Here is a 19066-nt window from a genome sequence, read left to right as displayed (position 1 = left end):
CCACCTCTTCCGCCCCGAAGGACTGTCTATGCGCTGGATTTCCCGCGGCCTGGTCGCGGCTGCCCTTGCCCTCGGTGTTGTCGTTCCTGGCAGCGCTACCACCGCCAGTGCCGCCACCGAGCTGATCACCAACGGCGCCTTCCCCACCAGCACGGCGAACTGGTGGGGGACCGGTAACACCCCGATCAGCGTCGACGCCGGGCAACTGAAGGCCGTCGTCCCCGGCGGCACCGCGCAGAAGTGGGACGCGATGATCGGCCAGAAGGCTCCGGCCTTCCCGATCCGCCAGAACCATCGGTACATCCTGTCGTTCGACGCCCGCGTCTCCGCGCCCCGGACGCTGCAGACCACCGTGCAGCTCAACACGGCGCCCTTCACAGCCCCGCTCAACAAGGCCTTCACGGTCGGTACGACGAAGCAGCGGTTCGTTTTCGGCTTCACCAGCTCGCTCGACACGACCCAGGCGGAGTTCACCATCCAGCTCGGCGGCCTCGCCGGCGGCGCCTTCACGCTCTGGCTCGACAACGTCTCGCTGCTCGACCTGCACGGCACCCCGGCCGGCAGTCCGGTCGCGCTGACGAGCGGCTTCTACGTCGACCCGCACTCCAATCCCAAGACCTGGGTGACCAACAACCCCGGGCCCACGGCGACCACGATCAACAACGCCCTGGCCAGTAAGCCGATGGCCCGCTGGTTCGGCGGCTGGAACGCCAACCTCGCCCACGACATCAACCTGTACGCCGGCGCCGCGGACGCCGCCGACAAGCTGCCGGTCCTGGTCGCCTACAACCTCCCGGGCCGGGATGCGTGCGGCGGTCACTCCAGCGGCGGCGCGGCCGGCGAGGCGGCGTACAAGGAGTGGATCCAGACGTTCGCCGCCGCGATCGGCACCCGGCCGGCGCTCGTCGTCCTCGAGCCGGACTCGATCGGCGACTTCCAGTGCATCAAGGAGACCAAGGACAAGGAGGCCCGGGTCCGGATGCTCGCCTTCGCGCTGCAGACCCTCAAGGACTTCGCGCCGAACACCTGGACGTACGCCGATGCCACCAACAAGGGCTGGGCCGCCGAGATCGGCGTCGCCGAACTGGCCGCCCGACTCACCAGCATCGGTATCGCGAACGCCCACGGCCTCGCGACCAACGTCTCGAACTACTACGGCACCGCCGAAACCGTTGCCTTCGCCAACGATCTCTCCAGCCGCCTCTCGAAGCCGTTCATCGTCGACACCAGCCGCAACGGCAAGGGCGCCGGTGCCGGCTGGTGCAACCCGCCCGGCCGCAAACTCGGCGTCACGGCCCAGCACGGCGGCGGCGCCGAAATGCTGCTCTGGGTCAAGGTCCCCGGCGATTCCGACGGCGTCTGCGGCGACTCAACCGTCGAGGCCGGCCACTTCGACCCCGACCTGGCCATCAAGTTGATCAACAACTAGCACTCGCGGACGCCGTTGTCCTACTGCACAACATGCGTTCACGGCTTGATTGTTTTCACAGTAGGAAAGTTTCACCGTTTCGGTGAAGATGGTCAGCGCACCACGAACGCTCAAGGTCTTCCGGATGTCAGCGTCCAGTCATCCGTCCGGGAGACCGCCGCCCTGAGTACCCGTGAAGGTGAGACGTCATGAGCCCAATCAGTCGCAGAACCCTTGTCCTCGGCGGTCTCGCCGCGGCCGGGGCCGGCGCACTTCCTGTTCGCTCGGCGGTGATGGCCGCGACCGCGGCCACGCCGTACCCGTTCCAGCTCGGCGTTGCGTCGGGTGATCCGGACGCCGGCAGCGTCGTCCTGTGGACGCGGCTTGCGCCCTCGCCGTTGAATTCCGACGGTTTGGGTGGGATGCCAGCCGGTGATGTCGTCGTCGACTGGCAGGTGTCGACGTCGGAGACGTTCGGCACGCTGGTCGCTTCCGGCTCGGTCACTGCCAAGTCTGCCCAGGCGCACTCGGTCCACGTGATTGCGGGCGGTCTGAGCCCGGACTTCGACTACTACTACCGATTCCGTGCGCAGGGGCATCTGTCCCCGGTCGGCCGGACGCGTACTGCGCCCGCTGCGGGCACAGCAGGTCGCGAGCTGGTGATGTCGTTCGCTTCGTGCGCGCATTACGAGGAGGGCTACTACACGGCCTACCGACGGATGGCTGAGGACAACCCGGGGCTGATCCTGCATCTGGGTGACTACATCTACGAGTACGGCGCTACGGCCGGTCGGCCGCGGTTGCACGCTGGGGCGAGTGAGATCGTCTCGCTGGCGGACTACCGGCGCCGGTACGCGCAGTACAAGAGCGACCTGGACCTGCAGGCCGCGCACGCTGCAGCCCCGTGGATCGTCGTACCGGACGACCATGAGGTGGAGAACAACCGCGCCGGCAACGTCCGGGCCGACAGCACGCCGGCGCTGACTGCTGCGCAGTGGACTGCACGACAGGCGGCGGCGTACCAGGCCTACTACGAGAACATGCCGCTCCGGCCGGCTCAGGCGAACAGCGGTGCCAGCATCCCGCTCTACCGACGGCTGCAGTGGGGGAGTCTGGCCACCTTCCACATGCTCGACACTCGGCAGTACCGCAACGACCAGGCCTGTGGTGACGGCTGGAAGGTCTGCTCGGACGCCGACCTCGCATCGCGTAGTCTGCCGGGCAACGCCCAGGAGACCTGGCTGTTGAACGGTCTGAACCAGAAGGCCGCGACGTGGGACCTCATCGGGCAGCAGGTGTTCTTCGCCCGGCGCTTCAACGCCAGCGGCGCGAGTATGGACGCCTGGGACGGCTACCGCGCTTCGCGGGCCCGCATCCAGCAGGGCTGGGTCGACCGCGGTACGCGCAACCCCGTCGTCCTCACAGGGGATGTGCACCGCGCCTGGGCCAGCGACCTCAAGCTGGACTACAACAACACCAACTCGGCGACCATCGGCTCCGAGCTGGTCTGTACGTCGGTTTCGTCCAGTGGGGACGGCGACGGCGCGACGACCATCCCGGACGTCGGGAACAACCCGTGGCTGAAGTTCTTCAACAACAGGCGCGGTTACGTCCGGACGACGATCAGTCCGACGCAACTGCGGGCGGACTTCCGCGCGGTCGCGAAGGTGTCGGAGCACGGCGCTCCGGCGACGACTGCGAAGTCGTTCGTCATCCAAGCCGGTCAGCCCGGATTGCAGGCGGTGTGATCATGCTGAAGAGGACTCTGGCTGTAGCCGGCGCCGCTGTGACGGCTCTGGGGCTGCTGGCGCCGACGGCGTCCGCACACGTTGCGACGCCGACCTGGGTGACTGCGAACAGCACAGCGACCGGGGACCAGGATGCGCCGTCGGTCGCGACCAACCGGTCCGGCTACGTCGCCGTGGTCTGGGAGGACGACCGGGACACGGACAACGCGACCGACCCGGTGCACAGCGACATCTGGCTGCGGCTGTTCCGGAACGGGACTGCCGTCTACGAGAAGAAGCTCTCCGCCGGCGGCAGCTCTGGTGTGACCAACTGGCGGCATCTGCACCCGGACGTCGGGCTCGACGACAACGGAAACGCCGTCGTGGTCTGGCAGGACGATCCGGACGGTAACGGGTACTACAACATCCCGTACCGCGTCGTGAACACCGCCGGCACGGTTACCGCGTCGGGGTACGCGAACACCAGCTCCGACGGTCAGCAGATCAACCCACGCGTCGCTGTCGACCCCGACGGCTCGCCCTCCGGCGCAGCTGTCGCTTTCACCGCCGTCTGGGAAGACATCCAGACCGGTACGCCGGCCACCGTCAAGGCGGCTGGATTCACCGGGCCGACCACGCGTGCGTGGGAGGTGACCGCTTCACAGACCACAGGTCAGCACCACAACCCGGATGTCGCGGTATCGGCGTCCGGTGACGCAGTCGTGGTCTGGGATGAGGACGGTGATGCCAACGCGGCGTACAACGCCGGTCTGGTCCGGCTGGCGCGTACGAACGGCGCGGTGAACCTCTCGCGGCGCATCGCCAATTCCAATGGGGACGGTCAGCAGACGCATGCCTCAGTGGCCGCCAACTTCAACGGCGACTTCGCTGTGGCCTGGGAGTCCGACCACACCGGCACCGCCGGCGCCTGGACCCGCACCTTCGACGCCAATGGCACCGGCCGCTTCGCCGACGTCCAGGTAGCCGCCGGGGGTAAGGCGCCGTCGATCGGCATCGACAACGCGCTGCAGACCGTCGTCGGCTGGACCACCCAGGCCGCCGACCTCGACGTCTGGGTCCGCGGTTTCACTCCGAGCGGTACTGACACCGGCCGCCTGTCCGCCCAGCAGCTCAGCTCGGCGACGGTCGGTCGCCAGGAGCAGATGGCTATCGCCGTGTCGCCGTACGCCGGTGTTGCCGTCGCCTACACCGACGACAACGACGGCAACACCTACGACCAGGTAGTACTCGGGACCGGGATCTCCAACAACAGCTGGTGATTCTCAGGTCACCACGACTTCGTCGACAAAGAGGTAGTCGGCGAAGTCGTGGTTCCGGGTTTTGGTCAGTCGAACGGTCAGATAGCGCGTAGTGGTCGTCGGGAAGGTGACGTCGAACCACTGGTCCTGCGGAGTCGCCACCTCAGCCAGCTGGGCACCGTCCACGGCCACGGCGACGTTGTCGGGCGAGTAGTCGTGCCGACCGTTGTCGAAGGACCGCAGCCGGACCCGCGACACCGAGCGGCTGCTGCCGAGGTCGAGGGTGAGTTCGACGGTCCGGGTCTGACCGGCGCTGCTCAGGCGATAGCCGTAGCCCTTGCCGTCTTCGAATGAGCCGGCGATGACGCTGTCGGTGGACTCCGCGCCGCCGGTGTCGGGATAGGCGGACTCCGGGGTGGCGGGCAAGGTGGTCCGATAGGGCTTGCGCAGAGCCACATTGACGCCCGAGCTGTTCAGCACCTCCACCTCGTCCAGAAACAGGAAGTCGGCGAGGTTGCCGGTACGGGTCTTCTCGTATTGCAGCTTGACGTAGCGAGCCGTTCCAGTGGCGGGTAGCTCGTACCAGCGCCCGTTGGCGGTGCTGGTCTGGCCGCGGGCCGACATGGTGACTACGTCGTCGCCGGTAAACGCGCGAACCACCGACGGCCCGTAGTCGTGCCGGCCGTCGTCGTACCGGCTCGTCCGGATCTTGCTGATGGCTGTTGGCGCACCAAGGTCCACAGTGACCTCCACTGTGCGTTTCTCACCCGGCGTTGGCAGCTCGTACCCGTGGCCGACGCCGAAGCCGGCAGCTGCGACGCCGTCCGTCGATTCGGTGCCGCCGGTGTCCGGGTAGCCGGAATGAGTGCTGGCGGGTTCGCTCTTCAGGTACGGACGGCCGGCGGCGAGGTTCTGCCGGTCGGCGGCGTACACCTCCAGCTCGTCGATGAACAACGAGGAGGCATCGGCGTCGTACGCCTTGGTGAAGGTGACGCGGACATGCCGGGCCGCCGCCGGTGCGAACTGGAAGCTGTACCAGACCCCGGACGGTCCGCGCGGCGTGAACTGCAGACCGCGCTGGGTGTACGTCGTCCCGTCGACACTCGTCGAGATGCGCACGCTGTCCGGCCGATACTTCGGGAACTCTTCGTACGCGTGCAGCGCGGCGCTGTCCACGGTCTGCACCGACCCGAGGTCCAGGTCGAGAACGACCGTCCCGGTCGGACTCCGGTAGCCGAAGCTCCGGCCGTCGTCCCAAGCATCGGCGAGGACGCCGTCGGTCGACTCGATCCCGGAGTCCGGTTGGTCGTTCGGTTCGGGCGTACGCCGATACGTCCGTCCACCGGCCACATTCGCCTTGGCCAGCGCGGCCCCGGCCACCTCGAGGTCGGCCAGGTCCGGCGTGCCGGCTATGGTCTGCAGCCGCAGGTACCGTCCCTTCGCGTTCAGGCCGGCAAAGTCGGTTCCGCCGTCGCTACGGGTGTTGGCGGCCACCTGAGTCCAGCGGGTGCCGTCGTACGATGTCTGCAGCGTGTAACCGACCCCTGCGGAGTTCCAGCGCAGTTTGACGCCGTCCAGCTGCACCTGGCGGCCCAGATCGACCTGCAGCCACTGCGCGCCGGTACCCGGTTTCCAGCTGGTCGTCGCGCTGCCGTCGGCAGCGTGCGCGCCGGTCCCGGCCGAGGCGGTAGTCGCGGCCGACCGAGCCGGATCGGCCGCGGGACGTCCAGCTGCAGCATCGAGCGCGCGAGCCCGGATTCGCTGCATGTATGCCGTGTCCGGCGTGAACTTGTCAGAGCGCTGGACGAGACCGTCGGCGAGACCTCGGGCCAGCCCAGGGTCCTGCCGACCCAGCAGCGTCAGCAACTCGTAGTCCTCGATGCCGTCGCGCAGGGACTCGTACCGCGGTGTCACCTCAACGGCGTTCCGCGCTCGGTCCGGACGGACGATGAAGCGGTCGCCCATGGCGTCATTGGCCCTCGGGTCGACGGTCCACGTGTTCATCGCCCAGTGCAGGTAGCCGTGCAACCCTTGCCCGTAGGCGTACCAGATCGTCATTCGCTGGTACCACTGCGGCTGGTCGATGAATCTGTTCAGGAAGTTGCCGCGCGGCGCGGTGGAGTTGTAGAGCCAGACTTCCTTACCTTCGGCCGCGATCTGCTGGAACAGCGGCTTCTCGTCGTCGTAGACGAACTCCTGGGCGATCGCCTTGTGGGTCAGGCCGGTGATCTGTGCCTGCATCCCGGTGATGTCGACGGCGTCGGCGAGTCTGATCCCCGGCCAGATCTCGTGCATCCGCTGCGCCAGCCGCTTGAAGTCCGCGACGTTGCTGTGCTGCGGCTCGTCACTGGCGTGCGTCCAGAACATGTCCTTCCAGCCCTTGGCGGCGAGGTGATCGCGCAGCGCGGGCAGATAGTGGGTCAGCCATCGCTGTCCGTCGGCCGACGTCCAGTCCACCCACTCCCGGGAGGGCTTGCCGTTGACCTTCTTGATCACCTCGATGTCGCGGACGTTCGGGTCACCCTGCAGCGCGAACGAGGCTTGCGGAAAGCCCTCCAGCTGCTTCACCGCGCCGGCGTCGATGAACAGCTGCACGATCTGGTCGAACCGGGTCCAGTCGAACGTGTAGCCGCCGTTCCCGTCCGGCAGCGACCCGGCGTCCGCCAGCAGTTTGGTCACCGGGATCTCGAGGTTGTTGGTCCGGTACTGCTTGAACATCACGGCGACCTTGCGCATCAGCTCCCACCACTCCGGGCTGTACCGGTCGTGGTTGTACGCTTCCTCGATCTCCTCCGGCTTGTGGACCTCCCAGTTGATGTTGCCGAAGAACAGGTGCCACAGGCTGGTGGTGAACTTCCCCTGGCTCGCCTCGGGCAGGGTGACGGCGCGGACGTCGGCCTGGATCGGGACGGTCTGCGTCCCGCGGTTGGTGACCACGTCGATCGTGCCGCGGTAAACGCCACCGGCCGTGCCGGCTGGTGCGTACACGCGGACCCAGATCGACTGGGTCGAGCGTGCCGCGACCGCCTTGGTCGGCTCACTGGTCAGCCGGTCCGGGTACAGGCCGGCGCCGACGCGCACACCTGGATAGATGTCCATCTTCCCGGTCTGGCCGTTGTGGGTGTTCTTTTCGAGGTAGTGGTAGTCGACGAAGTTCGTGGTGACGTTCGCGGCGGCGATGGTTCCGCCCGGGCTGGTGAGCGCGCTCGGCCGGACGGCGTCGATGGTGAACGCCTCGTGCCGGCGGAGGACGATCTGGGCGCTCTCATACTCGTTGCACGCCATGTCGATGCTGATCGCGCGACCGGCGTCCGCCGAGGGGCCGCTGTCCCGGAACACACTCGTGTACGCCGATTCGGTCCAAAGGTCGGTTGTCACCGCGGTGGCCGGTGCGGTGCCGACCGCGACGAGTGCGCCCGCTACCAGCGTGAGAACCGTTCCGAGCTTGATGAGTCGCATACCTGTCCCTCCTGGCGGAAGCTGCCCAACCATCGTCAGCCGTGCCAGGAGCGCGGTAAATGCCACCGGCTAGACCACTGCGGTCCGCCGGGAGGTGCTGGTCTTACCGCATTTGCTCGGTGCGGCGGGTGACCCGGGCGAGCAGGTCCTGATCGTGCGAGATCGCGAGGACGCCGATGCCGTGGGCCTCGGCGTACTCGGTCAGCTGCCGCCAGATCCGGGCCTGGGTGACGGCGTCCAGGCTGGCGCTGATCTCGTCGGCGATCAGGTAGCGCGGCTCGGCGAGCAGGGCCCGCGCGAGGTTGACCCGTTGGAGCTCGCCGCCGCTCAGCTCGTGCGGGAAGCGGTCCATCCAGTTCTCCGGCACCAGGGCCGGATCGGCCGGGCCGCCCGCCTCGGCCAGGATCTGACGGATCCGCCACTGCGGGTTCATCGCGCGCTCGGGATGTTGCAGGACGAGCTGGACGCCGTCCGCTTGGATCTCGCCCTGACTGGGCGTGAGGAACCCGGCCAGCAGCCGGCCGACCGTGCTCTTCCCCGAACCGCTCGGCCCTTGTAGACCGACGAACTCGCCCGGCTCAACGGTCAGCGAGAAGTCTTGGAGGATCCACGGATCGCGCCGGCGGTAGCGGAACCAGACGTCCTTCGCGATCAGCACGGCTGCTCCTCCGGAACCTCGAACTCGTTACCGGGCAGGGCCCGCCACAACGCGCGGCTGTACGGCGGCAAGTCGTCACCGGCGCCGGTGAACGCTGCCGGTTCGGCCGTCTCGATGGTTCGGCCGTCCCGGCAGATGACGACGGCGTCCGCGATCTCAAGCGCGCCGCGGAGCTCATGCGTGATCAGGACGACGGCCCGTCCGTCATCGGCCAGGGCACGGAAGTCCCGCAGGACGGCGGTGACGTCGGCCTGCGGCAGCCCGGGCGTCGGCTCGTCGGCGAGGATCAGCTGCGGATCGCCCATCGTCGCCATCGTGACGAGCACCCGCCGGATCATCCCGCCCGACAGCTCGTGCGGGTACCGCCGCAGCACCTCCGCCCCGAGCCCACGCTCGGCCAGCGCGGCAACGGCGTACGACTCCGGCCGCCCGGCCAGCTGCGCGGATCGGCGTACCTGCCGCCCGATCGTCGCCAGCGGATCGAGGAAGTCGACGGACTGCGGCAGCAGCGCGATCTCGTGGCCGGCCCGCCGTCGCCGGTCCTCGGGCGTGAGGACGGCGCCGTCGTACGCGATCACTCCCGACTCGGCAGCGTTCGGCGGGAGCATGCCGAGGACGGCGTGGGCGAGCAACGTCTTACCGGCGCCGGATGCGCCGACGAGCGCGACGACCTGGCCTCGATCGGCGGTCAGGTCCATCCCGGCGACGGCGACCGTCTCGCGCCGCCGCAGGCCGCGCGCGTACTGGACGAAGGAGATCTTGAGGTCGGCGATGCTCAGTAGCGGACTCACAGGTGGTGACTCCTCGGGTCGAGCAGCGCGCGGACGTTCTCGCCGATCGCGTCGACCAGCTTGACGACGATCAGCAAGCAGAGCCCGGGCAGCACGGCCAGCCACCACGCTCCGGCTGACAGGAACCGCATCGACTCGGCCAGCAGGACGCCGATCGACGGCTCGGCCGGATCGACGCCCAGCCCGAGGAACGACAACGCGGCCTCGTGCAGAATCGCGTGCGGGAACAGCAGTACCGTGCCGACCAGGAAGTGGCCGAGCAGCTGCGGCGCCACGTGCCGGCGGGCGATCCACCAGCGGCCACGGCCGAGCTGCCGCGAGATCTCGACGTAGTCCGACGAGACCACCTGGCGAGCGTGGCCGCGCAGGACTCGGGTCAGCGACGGCCAGTGCGTGATCGCGACCGCGATGATGACGGCGCGCGTCCCGCCGCCCAGCGCGAACGCGAGCAGGATCAGCAGCACCAGATGCGGCAGGGCGAGAAATAAGTCGACAAGCCAGGTGATCGCCCGATCGACGAGCCGCCCGCCGACGGCCGCGGCGCAAGCCATCACGACGGCGAGCACCCCCGAGATCGCTGCCGCGCTGACGCCGACCACCAGACTCAACCGGAGCCCGGACAGCACGCGCGCGAACATGTCCCGGCCGAGCCGATCCGTGCCGAACAGGTGCTCCCAGGACGGGCTCAGGTTTCGGCCGGCAAGCTGGGTCGTACTCGCGGCATCGACGGAGACCGAGCCCGCGATCACGACGGTGAGGACCACCGCGAGCGACAAGCCGGTGTAGACCAGCGTCCGCCGGCGCCGGTCGAGTTGGACGGCGACCTTCACGCGGTCACCTCCGCTCGACGGGTCCGCGGATCGAGCCAGGCGTGGACCAGATCGCCGACCTGATTGCCGACGTACACGAAAACTGTGGTGAACAAGGCGATCGCGAGCAGTAGCGGTACATCCTGCCCGAGCGCGGCCGCGGTCGTTGCAGCGCCGAGGCCCGGATACGAGAAGACCTGCTCGGCCAGCACCGAGCCGCCGAAGAGCTCGCCGAGTGAGCTGAACTGCAGCAGCACCGCGGGCCCGGCCGCGTTGCGCAGCACGTGCTGGACGACGAGGCCGAATGTCCGCTCACCCTGTGCGCGGGCGAAGGCGATGTAGTCGCTCGCCATCGCGACCGCGACGGCCTGGCGGGTATGCAGGGTGACCGGAGCGATCCCGACCAAGCTCAAAGTAAGGGCCGGTAGCAACAAATGGTGCAGCCGGTCGAGCAGCCCGACCTCACCCGCGATCGAGCCGACCGGGACCGCGCAACAGATCGGCGTCCACTGCAACGACACCGAGAACGCGTAGAGCAGCAACAGGCCGACCCAGAAGGTCGGTGCCGAGGACAACGTGTAGGCCCACCAGGTGATGACCCGGTCGGCCCATCGGCCGCGGCGGACACCCGCGATCACTCCGAGCGTGAACCCGATCAGGCCGGACAGGCTCCAGGCGACCGCCATCAGGGCGAGGCTGGTCAGGAACTTGCCGGCGATCACGTCGGCGACCGGCTGGTTGAAGGTGTGCGAGTACCCGAGGTCGCCGCGGGCGATGTTGGCCAGCCAGGTGCCGAAGCGCTCCAGCGGCGGGTCGTTCAGTCCCCATCGCTCGGCGATCTGCGCGCGCTGCTCCGGCCCGATCGCGGCGATGTCGCCGCCGACGTACGCGTCCACCGGGTCGACCGGGGACGCGGCCATCAGCGCGAACGACGCCGCCGCGACTGCCGCGAGCAGCAGGACCAACCGGATCAGCCGGGAGCCGACCGATCCCAGTGCGCTGGTCAACAGCTCCAGCGCCAGCCCGTGATGCCGGCCGTGATCGGCCAGCCGTGCCCGTGCGGCTCGATCTGCGGCTTACCGACGTCCAGGCAGTCGCTGACGAAGTACGTGTGCTGCAGGTTCACCAGCCAGGCCCACGCGGCGTCGCCGCTCGGACCGAAACCGTTGCCGTCGGCATCGCGCTGGGCGGCCTTCCAGTACTTCGTCGCTGCCGCCTGATCGGTCGCGGCCATCGCGGCGTCCAGGTTCTGCTGGACGATCGGATTCCCGTAGTAGCCCGGGTTCCAGTACTCGACGCCGGCCTGCGTGGTCGAGTACAGGTTGTACATCTCGCTCGGATCGTGGCTGCCCCAGCCGAACAGGACGGCGTCCGCGTGCAGGCGCTTGTCGATGACGTCCCAGCTGACGCCCTTCGGCGTGATCCGGACCCCGATCGGTTTCACCATGTCGGCGACGCTCAGCGCGAGCCCTTGGCGGATCGTGTCATCGGCCTTGTAGAGCAGGGTGAACTCGGCCTTGACGCCCGCGCGCTCCCGGACGCCGTCGCCGTCGGCGTCCTTCCAGCCGGCGGCTTCGAGCAGCTGCTTGGCCTTCGCCGGGTCGTTGCCCTGGATCGCCGACGACGGCTCGTACCACGGCATCCCGTCGACCGGCCCGGTCGCGGGGGAGCCGTAGCCCTCGAGGACGCCGTCCACCAGGGCCTGCCGGTCGACGGCCTGGTTGATCGCCTGCCGGACGGCCTTGTCCGACGTGACGTTGTTGCCGATCGGGCCGGCGTCCGCGGACTTCTTCCCGGTGTCGGCGACGTACGGGAACATGATGCCGCGGTTGTCGACCGACTTGACCGGGACGACCTTCATCCCGGCGACCGTCGTCTTGGCCAGACTCGACGGGACGGCGGCCATCGACACCTGACCCGCCTTCGCGGCGGCCAGCGACGCGTCTTCACCGGTGAAGGTGAACACGATCCGCTCGAAGGCGGGTTTCGTGCCGTAGTAGTTCTCGTTGCGCTGCACGATCAGCTGCTGGCCCTGGTCCCACTGGACGAGGGTGAACGGGCCGGAGCCGATCGGCTTACGGGCGTAGTCCTTGCCGTGGGCATGTTTCGGCACGATGCCGAGTGAGATCAACCGGTTGACGAACGTACTCTGCGGCCGCTTGAGCCACAGCTGGACGGTGTCGTGGTCGACGGCGATGGCCTTGGCCAGCGCGGTCACATCGGTCAGCCCGCCGCTCTTGCTCGCGGTGGTGAACGTGTACGCGACGTCGTCCGCGGTCACCGGCGTACCGTCGCTGAACTTGGCGTCGGCCCGCAGGTCGACCGTCCAGACCAGGCCGTCCAGGCTGACCGCGTGCTTGGTCGCGAGGTCGTTGACGACGTTCAGGTCGGCGTCGCGGGTGAGCAGCGTCGACTGGAACAACGGCGAGCCGTACCGCCCCCACCCGAGCGTCGGGTCGTACCCGTCCTCGGACTCCCCGCCGATCGCCAACCGCAACTCCTTCGGCGCCTGCCCACCCGAGCCGGCCCCGTCGTCCACTCCGGCAGCACAGCCGGGCGCCACGGCCCCGACCACGATCGCCGTCAGCACAGCACCAATTCGCCTCACGCCCACCGCTCCTCACATGCGACCCGATCGCAGCAACCCCGGGAAAACCTATGTCCCCCGCGCCTTCGCCGCAAGAAGCACAGGATGTAGTCGCCTACGTACATGCCCGCCGCACGCTCACCCCGTTGCCCACCCGCCCGTTTCTGCCCACCACCTCCTGTCCTTGGTGCCGCCGATCGGACGCGGGTGCGGCCGATCAGGCGGGGACCGCGTAGTGGTAGGGCGGGTAGGTGAGGTAGCCGCGGGTGCCGCCTTGGAAGTAGGTGGATTCGTCGGCCGCGGCGAGCGGCAGCTGGTTGCGCAGCCGTTCGACCAGATCGGGGTTGGCGATGAAGGCGCGGCCGAAGGAGATCAGGTCGGCGCCGTGGCGGAGCCAGGTCTGGGCGTCGGCCGGCGTGGTCTGGCCGGGGCCGAGCGGCGGGCCTGGGTTGACGATGAGGGTGTTGGGCCAGAGGTCGCGGAGGGTCAGCAGGGTTTCGGTGTCGGTGGTGACCTCCAGGTGGAGGTACGCGAGGTCGAGGCGCGCGAGTTCGCGAACCAGCTCGGTGTAGAGGCCGGGGACGTCGTCCTCCTCGACGCCCCAGATCGTCGCGCCGGGGGAGAGGCGGATGCCGGTTCGGTCTGCGCCGATCGCGTCGACGGTCTGGGCGACTGCTTCGACGGCGAAGCGAATGCGGTTCGCGATCGAGCCACCGTACCGATCGGTGCGCAGATTCGCGTTGCTGGAAAGGAATTGCTGGATCAGGTAGCCGTTCGCGCCATGGAGCTCCACGCCGTCGAATCCGGCGTCGACCCCGCGGCGCGCGGCTTCGGCGTATGAGCGCGCGTGGTCCGGTACTTCGTCCGTCGTCATCGCCCGGGGGATCGGGGCGGGCTCGCGGCCGGTCGGCGTGAATACCTCGCCGACCGCGGGGACGGCGGACGGGCCGGCCGGTTGAAGTCCGTTGGTCGATGGGTGCGAGACGCGTCCGCCGTGCATGATCTGGGCGAAGATCCGCCCGCCGTTCGCGTGCACCGCGGTGGTCACCTGCCGCCACGACTCCTGCTGTTCGGCGGTGTGCAGACCCGGCGTACCAGGGTTCGACTGGCCGATCAGGCTCGGCTGGACGCCTTCGGAGACGATCAGACCGGCTGTCGCGCGCTGGGCGTAGTACGTCGCCATCTCGGCCGCCGCCAGCCCGCCGGCCGCGGCGCGGACGCGCGTCATCGGCGCCATCACGAGCCGGTTGGGCAAACTGAGAGCGCCGAGCTGGTGGTTGTCGAAGAGTGTGTTCATACCGGTTACGCTAAAAGCTCACATCCATGTGAGGGGCAAAGAATCGTGGTCCAGGTCACACCGTCGATGCGGATCGGTGAGCTGTCCCGGCGGACCGGGGTGAGCGTCCGATCGCTGCGGTACTACGAGGAGCAAGGGCTGCTCGCGAGCATCCGCAGCGAGAGCGGGCAGCGGCACTACGAGGCCGCGGCGGTCGAGCGGGTCGAGTTCATCCAGCGGATGTTCAGCGCGGGGCTGTCCAGCCGGACGGTCGCCGACCTGCTGCCGTGCGTGGACCGGCCCAGTCATGAGACGTCGGACGTGGCGCTCGAGCGGATGGCCGAGGAGCGCGACCGGCTGTCGGCGTACATCGTCGAGTTGCTGCAGACCCGGGACTCCCTCGACGAACTGATCGGGACCAACCGGGCCCACCGTGCGACGCTGTGAAACTTGCTAGGCTCGACCGGTTGACACCCCTCTGGAAATGAGACTTACCTTCATGCTCGACCGCGCGGTCATCGATGGCCTGTTCCCTGCTGATCTGCCGGAGCCGGCGTACTGGGAAGAGCAGTATCCGCAGCGTGAGCTGGCCGCGGGCGCGAAGGTGACGCGGCTCGGCCCGTCGCCGACCGGTTTCATCCACATCGGCGGGATCTACGTCGGGATGATCGACCGCGACATCGCCACCAACTCCGGCGGGGCGTACCTGGTCCGGGTCGAGGACACCGACCAGTCGCGTGAGGTCGAGGGCGCGCTGGAGCAGTTCGCGCGCGGGTTCGCGTACTTCGGGATCGACTCCGACGAGGATGCGACCAAGGGTGCCTACGGGCCGTACCTGCAGTCGCAGCGCGAGCAGATCTACCTGACCTACGTGCGGCACCTGCTGCGCGAGGGCAAGGCGTACCTGTGCTTCGCCACCAAGGAGGAGCTCGCCGACATCACCGGCCGCCAGCAGGCGAACAAGATTCCCACCGGCTACTACGGCAAGTGGGCGATCTGGCGGGAGGCCTCGGCCGAGGACGTCGCCGCCAAGCTCGCGGAGGGGGCGCCGTACGTCGTCCGCTTCCGCGCCCCGGAGGACGCCGACGGCCAGCGGACGCGGTTCGTGGACGCGATCCGCGGCCGGCTCGAGCACGAGGCGAACCGGAACGACGCCGTCATCCTGAAGTCGTCGGACACCTCGCCGCGGCTCCCGACGTACCACTTCGCGCATGCCGTCGACGACCACCTGATGCGGGTGAACCTGGTGATCCGCGGCGACGAGTGGATCTCGTCGGTCCCGCTGCACCTGCAGCTGTTCGCGGCGCTGGAGTTCGAGCCGATCGAGTACGCGCACATCGCGCCGCTGATGAAGCACATCCCGGGCGGCAAGCGGAAGCTGTCCAAGCGCAAGGACCCGGAGGCCGGGGTCGACTTCTACATCGGTGCGGGCTTCCCGGCGGCCGCCGTCCTCTACTACCTGCGCGGCCTGGCGAACGGGCGGCTCGCGGAGGTCCCGCTGGCCGAGGCGCTGGCCGCGCCGATCCAGCTCGACCAGTGCGGCGTCGCCGGTCCGCTCGTCGACCTGGTCAAGCTCGACGACATCAGCGCCGACCACATCGCCACGCTGAGCGGGCAGGAGATCCTCGACGCGGTGCGCGTCTGGGCCGCGACGTACGACACCGAGCTCGTCCCCGTCCTGGAGACCGAGGGTGAGCTCGCGCTGCGCGCGCTCGCGGTCGAGCGTGACGGCGTCGAGAACCCGCGCAAGGACCTCCGCAAGTGGTCCGACTTCCGCGACGCCTACGGCTTCTTCTTCCCGCAGCTCTTCCAGCCCGTCACCGGCCCCACCGACGAGCGCATCGCCGCCCTCGGCGTCGCCCCCGACGTCGTCCGCGCCTTCGCCCAGGACCTCGTCGACACCTACGAACACCGCGACGACCCCGCCGACTGGTTCAACCAGCTCCGCGACCTCGCCGCCAAACACGGCTTCGCCCCCAACCCCAAGGAATACAAGAAGAACCCGGACGCCTACCCCGGCTCCATCCGCGAAGCCTCCCAACTCGTCCGCGTAGCCATCACCGGCGCCACCCGTTCCCCCGACCTCCACGCCACCACCCAAGCCCTAGGCGCCCCCGAAACCCTCCGCCGCCTCCAGGCCCTCACGAACTGAAACTGAAAGAACCGCGGTACGCCGGCACTCGGCGTACCGCGGTTTTCTCATGAGTGCGGGATGAAGACGAGGGCGTCGCCTACGGGGCGTTCGGTGCCGGCGGTGTTGCTGGGGTGGTTGATGAGGGTGCCGTTGGCGCGGGACATGGTGGTGGAGCCGCCGCCGTCGAGGTTGATGGAGTTGGTGAGGGAGAGGGCTTGGGCTACGGCGGCGGTTTCGGCGAGGGTGGTGCCTACGCTGGTGGTTTGGCGGCCGTCGATGGTGGCGAGGAGGATCTTGCCGTCGCGGGTGGTGCCGGCGATGGTGCGGGGGTTGCGGTCGAAGAAGGAGCCGGAGCCGGGTGGGACGACGATGGCGCCGTTCGCGGTGAGCTGGTAGCGGCCGGTGACGCCGTACAGGTCCTTGCGGAGCGGGATCTTGTGGCCTTGGGTGTCGGAGAGTTCGACCTTGCGGTCCAGGCAGCCGCGGCGCGTCAGGGCCAGGAGGGCCTTGGTGTCCTGGCCAGTGGCTTGTAGGGCGAACTGACTGCGGGTGAGCGTGGTGCCGCGGGTGGTCGACGTCCGGACGACGCAACCGCGACGGTCCAGGACGACCTCGACCCCGGCCCCGGACGGCGTGGCCGCGGCGAACTCAGGTGTGAACAGGACGACGTCCCCCGCGACCGCACACGTGGTCTGGTCGGGGTCGGTGCAGGCGGCGGGAACCACAGGCGGGTGGTTCACGAACTCCAGCGGCAACCGGACGCCGGTCCACCGGTTGCGGACCTGACCGGTCCAGCTCACGTGCCCGGTGAGCATCTTGTTGCTCTTGGCATCGATCAGCAGGTTCGCCTCGGCCGGGTCGGTGAGCGGCTCGCTGAGCAGCTTTCCGCCGAACACCCCGAGCCCCACCTGCTCACCCGGGTACGCCGGGTTCGCCGTGAACGTGAAGAACGAGGCATTCACCCCCGCCAACGCACCCGCCGACTTGACCAGCTCGGACGTCTTCTCGACCCGCGCCAGATCCGCGCCGTACGTCGCCTCCAACCGCCCGCGAGCCCTTCGCGGATCAATCGTCAACACATTCACCACCCACGGCCCGCGCGTCGTCGTGTTGATCTGATCAGCCGGCGCCGGCTCGGTCCCCCGCGCGATCCGGGTCAGCGTCACCCCACGCGCCAACGTCTCGGACGTACGCGTCTCGACCAGATCACCATCCCCCAAGGGCAACCCGCCAGGCGCGGCAGCCGCAGCCGGAAGAGCAACCAGGGACGCCGAAACGGTCAGCAAAGCAGCAGCGAGCGCACGGCCTCGGAGCTGAGCGGAAGCAGTCATACCCAGCATCCTGCCCCGATTCGGTGGAATCTTTCCTCTCCAGCCGATTTCCGGTCAGCATCCACCAGGTTACGGCGCAGGGATGGACGCCGACAGCAGGCGGACCCCAGGCACCCACCAACTGGCCGCGCAGGTCGCGACACGCCGTGCCAGACGGCGTGTCGCGGGGTGGAGCCGCAGTTGGTGGGTGGTGGCGGTCCGCCGGGGTGAGATCAACGCGTCGGGTAGTAGACGAGCGCGTCGCCGACGTACCGCTCGGCGCCGTTCGTCCCGCTCGGGCGGTTGATCAGCGTCCCGTCCGTCCGCGCCATCGCCGTCGAGCCGCCGCCGTCCAGGTTGATCGAGTTGTGCAGCCCGAGCGCCTGCGCGACCGCACCGGTTTCCGCCAGCGTCGTCCCGACACTCGTCGTCTGTCGCCCGTCGATCGTTGCGATCACGACCTTGCCGTCGGTGGTCGACCCGGCGATCGTGCGCGGGTTGCGCGCGAAGAAGCTTCCGGAGCCGGGCGGTACGACGTTGGCGCCGTCCCGCGTGAGCCGGTAGCGACCCGTGACGCCGTACAGGCCGCGATGCAGCGGCACCGGCGTGCCCGCCTCGTTGATGAGTGTGTGGTTGCGGTCGATGCAGCCGCCGGTGGCGGTCAGCGCGAGCAGGGCGTTCGTGTCCCGGCCGGTCGCCTGGAGGGCGAACTGGCTGACGGTGATCGTGCTCCCGCGGATGGTCGAGGTTCGCACCACGCAGCCGAGCCGATCGAACACGACCTCGATCCCAGGCCCGGACGGCGTCTTGGCGGCGAAATGCGGCGTGAAGAGGACGACGTCACCCGCGGCCGTACAGGTGGCCTGATCCGGATCGGTGCAGGCGGCGGGGACCACCGGTGGGTGGTTGACGAACTCCAGCGGCAGCGTCGCCGCGGTCGCGCGGTTCTTCACCTGCCCGTTCCACCGCAGTTTGTCCGCCACCACATTGTTGCTCCGGGCATCGATCAGCAGATTGGCCTCGGTCACGTTCGCCAGCGGCTCACTGATCAGCTGACCGTCGAAGATGCCCAGCCCGACCGGCTCGCCCGGGTAGGTCGGGTTCGCGGTGAACGTGAAGAACGACGCGTTCGCCCCGACCACCGCGGCCGCGCTCCGCACCAGCTGCGACGTCTTCTCGACCCGCGCCAGATCCGGCCCGTACGTCGTCTGCACCCGGCCCGGCGCGATCGCCGGGTCGATCGTGACTACGTTGACCACCCACGGGCCGCGCGTCGTCGTACCGATCTCGTCCGGATCGGCGGGGTCGGTGCCGCGGACGATCTTGGTCAGCGTGACGCCGGGCGCGAGCGGCTGATCAGACCGCGTCTCGGCGAGGTCGGCGTCGCCGAGCGGGAGCGTTCCGTCGGCGCGTGGCGCGGACGGCGTCGGCTGGCCGGCGGCGCTCGGCGTACTGCGGTAGCCGGGTGACGCCGGGTCGGAGCCGAAGCCCGAGGAGCCTGGATCATCGCCCGGCGTCGCGCCGGCCGGGACGATCGTGACGACGAGCAATGTGGTGACGGCCAGCGCCGTCCGTGTGAAGTGGGCGGGCATGTCGGCGTTCCTTCCCCCAGGTGGTACATCTCAGAGTAGGCGGTCAAGTACGGAGC

At 68.8% G+C, this 19066-nt stretch carries 14 protein-coding genes; 5 read left to right on the top strand and 9 right to left on the bottom strand.

Going from position 1 to position 19066, the window contains the following annotated elements:
* Window positions 1-28 precede the first annotated feature (28 nt).
* From ACZ6ZD_RS20650 to ACZ6ZD_RS20640, 3 genes are all read left to right on the top strand, one after another.
* Window positions 29-1429, top strand: coding sequence for a glycoside hydrolase family 6 protein (locus tag ACZ6ZD_RS20650; RefSeq protein WP_465674414.1), 1401 nt, complete (start codon window positions 29-31; stop codon window positions 1427-1429).
* A 188-nt stretch (window positions 1430-1617) separates the two neighbouring features.
* Window positions 1618-3156 carry an alkaline phosphatase D family protein gene (locus ACZ6ZD_RS20645; protein ID WP_465674412.1) on the top strand — a complete coding sequence of 513 codons (1539 nt, stop codon included), beginning with the start codon at window positions 1618-1620 and terminating at the stop codon, window positions 3154-3156.
* 2 nt (window positions 3157-3158) lie between these two features.
* Window positions 3159-4415 (top strand): hypothetical protein, encoded by a 1257-nt coding sequence (locus tag ACZ6ZD_RS20640; RefSeq protein ID WP_465674410.1) that lies wholly within the window; start codon window positions 3159-3161, stop codon window positions 4413-4415.
* Between the two features lie 3 nt (window positions 4416-4418).
* Here the strand turns inward: ACZ6ZD_RS20640 and ACZ6ZD_RS20635 are convergent, their stop codons facing one another.
* From ACZ6ZD_RS20635 to ACZ6ZD_RS20605, 7 genes are all read right to left on the bottom strand, one after another.
* Entirely contained in the window at window positions 4419-7853 is a 3435-nt protein-coding gene (locus tag ACZ6ZD_RS20635; RefSeq protein WP_465674408.1) for a glycoside hydrolase domain-containing protein, read from the bottom strand.
* A 103-nt stretch (window positions 7854-7956) separates the two neighbouring features.
* Window positions 7957-8511, bottom strand: a complete 555-nt coding sequence (locus ACZ6ZD_RS20630) for an ABC transporter ATP-binding protein (RefSeq protein WP_465674406.1) — start codon at window positions 8509-8511, stop codon at window positions 7957-7959.
* Window positions 8505-9302 carry an ATP-binding cassette domain-containing protein gene (locus tag ACZ6ZD_RS20625; RefSeq protein WP_465674404.1) on the bottom strand — a complete coding sequence of 266 codons (798 nt, stop codon included), beginning with the start codon at window positions 9300-9302 and terminating at the stop codon, window positions 8505-8507. Before ACZ6ZD_RS20625 ends, ACZ6ZD_RS20630 begins: the two co-directional genes overlap by 7 nt.
* Window positions 9299-10132, bottom strand: coding sequence for an ABC transporter permease (locus tag ACZ6ZD_RS20620; RefSeq protein WP_465674402.1), 834 nt, complete (start codon window positions 10130-10132; stop codon window positions 9299-9301). Before ACZ6ZD_RS20620 ends, ACZ6ZD_RS20625 begins: the two co-directional genes overlap by 4 nt.
* A complete protein-coding gene (locus ACZ6ZD_RS20615; protein ID WP_465674400.1) occupies window positions 10129-11118 on the bottom strand; it encodes an ABC transporter permease in 990 nt (329 codons plus the stop codon). Before ACZ6ZD_RS20615 ends, ACZ6ZD_RS20620 begins: the two co-directional genes overlap by 4 nt.
* Entirely contained in the window at window positions 11115-12719 is a 1605-nt protein-coding gene (locus tag ACZ6ZD_RS20610; protein ID WP_465674398.1) for an ABC transporter substrate-binding protein, read from the bottom strand. The genes ACZ6ZD_RS20615 and ACZ6ZD_RS20610 overlap by 4 nt, the downstream gene beginning before the upstream one ends.
* Window positions 12720-12915: 196 nt before the next feature.
* Window positions 12916-13995 (bottom strand): alkene reductase, encoded by a 1080-nt coding sequence (locus ACZ6ZD_RS20605; RefSeq protein WP_465674396.1) that lies wholly within the window; start codon window positions 13993-13995, stop codon window positions 12916-12918.
* 45 nt (window positions 13996-14040) lie between these two features.
* On the opposite strand from ACZ6ZD_RS20605, the gene ACZ6ZD_RS20600 reads away from it, so the two are divergent.
* Complete coding sequence (locus tag ACZ6ZD_RS20600; protein ID WP_465674394.1) at window positions 14041-14421, top strand: MerR family transcriptional regulator; 381 nt, start codon at window positions 14041-14043, stop codon at window positions 14419-14421.
* Window positions 14422-14473: 52 nt separating this feature from the next.
* Window positions 14474-16126, top strand: a complete 1653-nt coding sequence (locus ACZ6ZD_RS20595) for a glutamate--tRNA ligase (RefSeq protein ID WP_465674392.1) — start codon at window positions 14474-14476, stop codon at window positions 16124-16126.
* A gap of 47 nt (window positions 16127-16173) precedes the next feature.
* Here the strand turns inward: ACZ6ZD_RS20595 and ACZ6ZD_RS20590 are convergent, their stop codons facing one another.
* Both ACZ6ZD_RS20590 and ACZ6ZD_RS20585 read right to left on the bottom strand, forming a co-directional pair.
* Window positions 16174-17439 (bottom strand): phosphodiester glycosidase family protein, encoded by a 1266-nt coding sequence (locus ACZ6ZD_RS20590; protein WP_465674390.1) that lies wholly within the window; start codon window positions 17437-17439, stop codon window positions 16174-16176.
* 212 nt (window positions 17440-17651) lie between these two features.
* Window positions 17652-19010 carry a phosphodiester glycosidase family protein gene (locus tag ACZ6ZD_RS20585; RefSeq protein WP_465674388.1) on the bottom strand — a complete coding sequence of 453 codons (1359 nt, stop codon included), beginning with the start codon at window positions 19008-19010 and terminating at the stop codon, window positions 17652-17654.
* Window positions 19011-19066: the final 56 nt, after the last annotated feature.

The sequence above is a fragment of the Kribbella sp. NPDC104218 genome, assembly GCF_055584105.1.
Note: the sequence above shows the minus strand (reverse complement) of the source record. Positions and strands in the feature narration are given on the sequence as shown.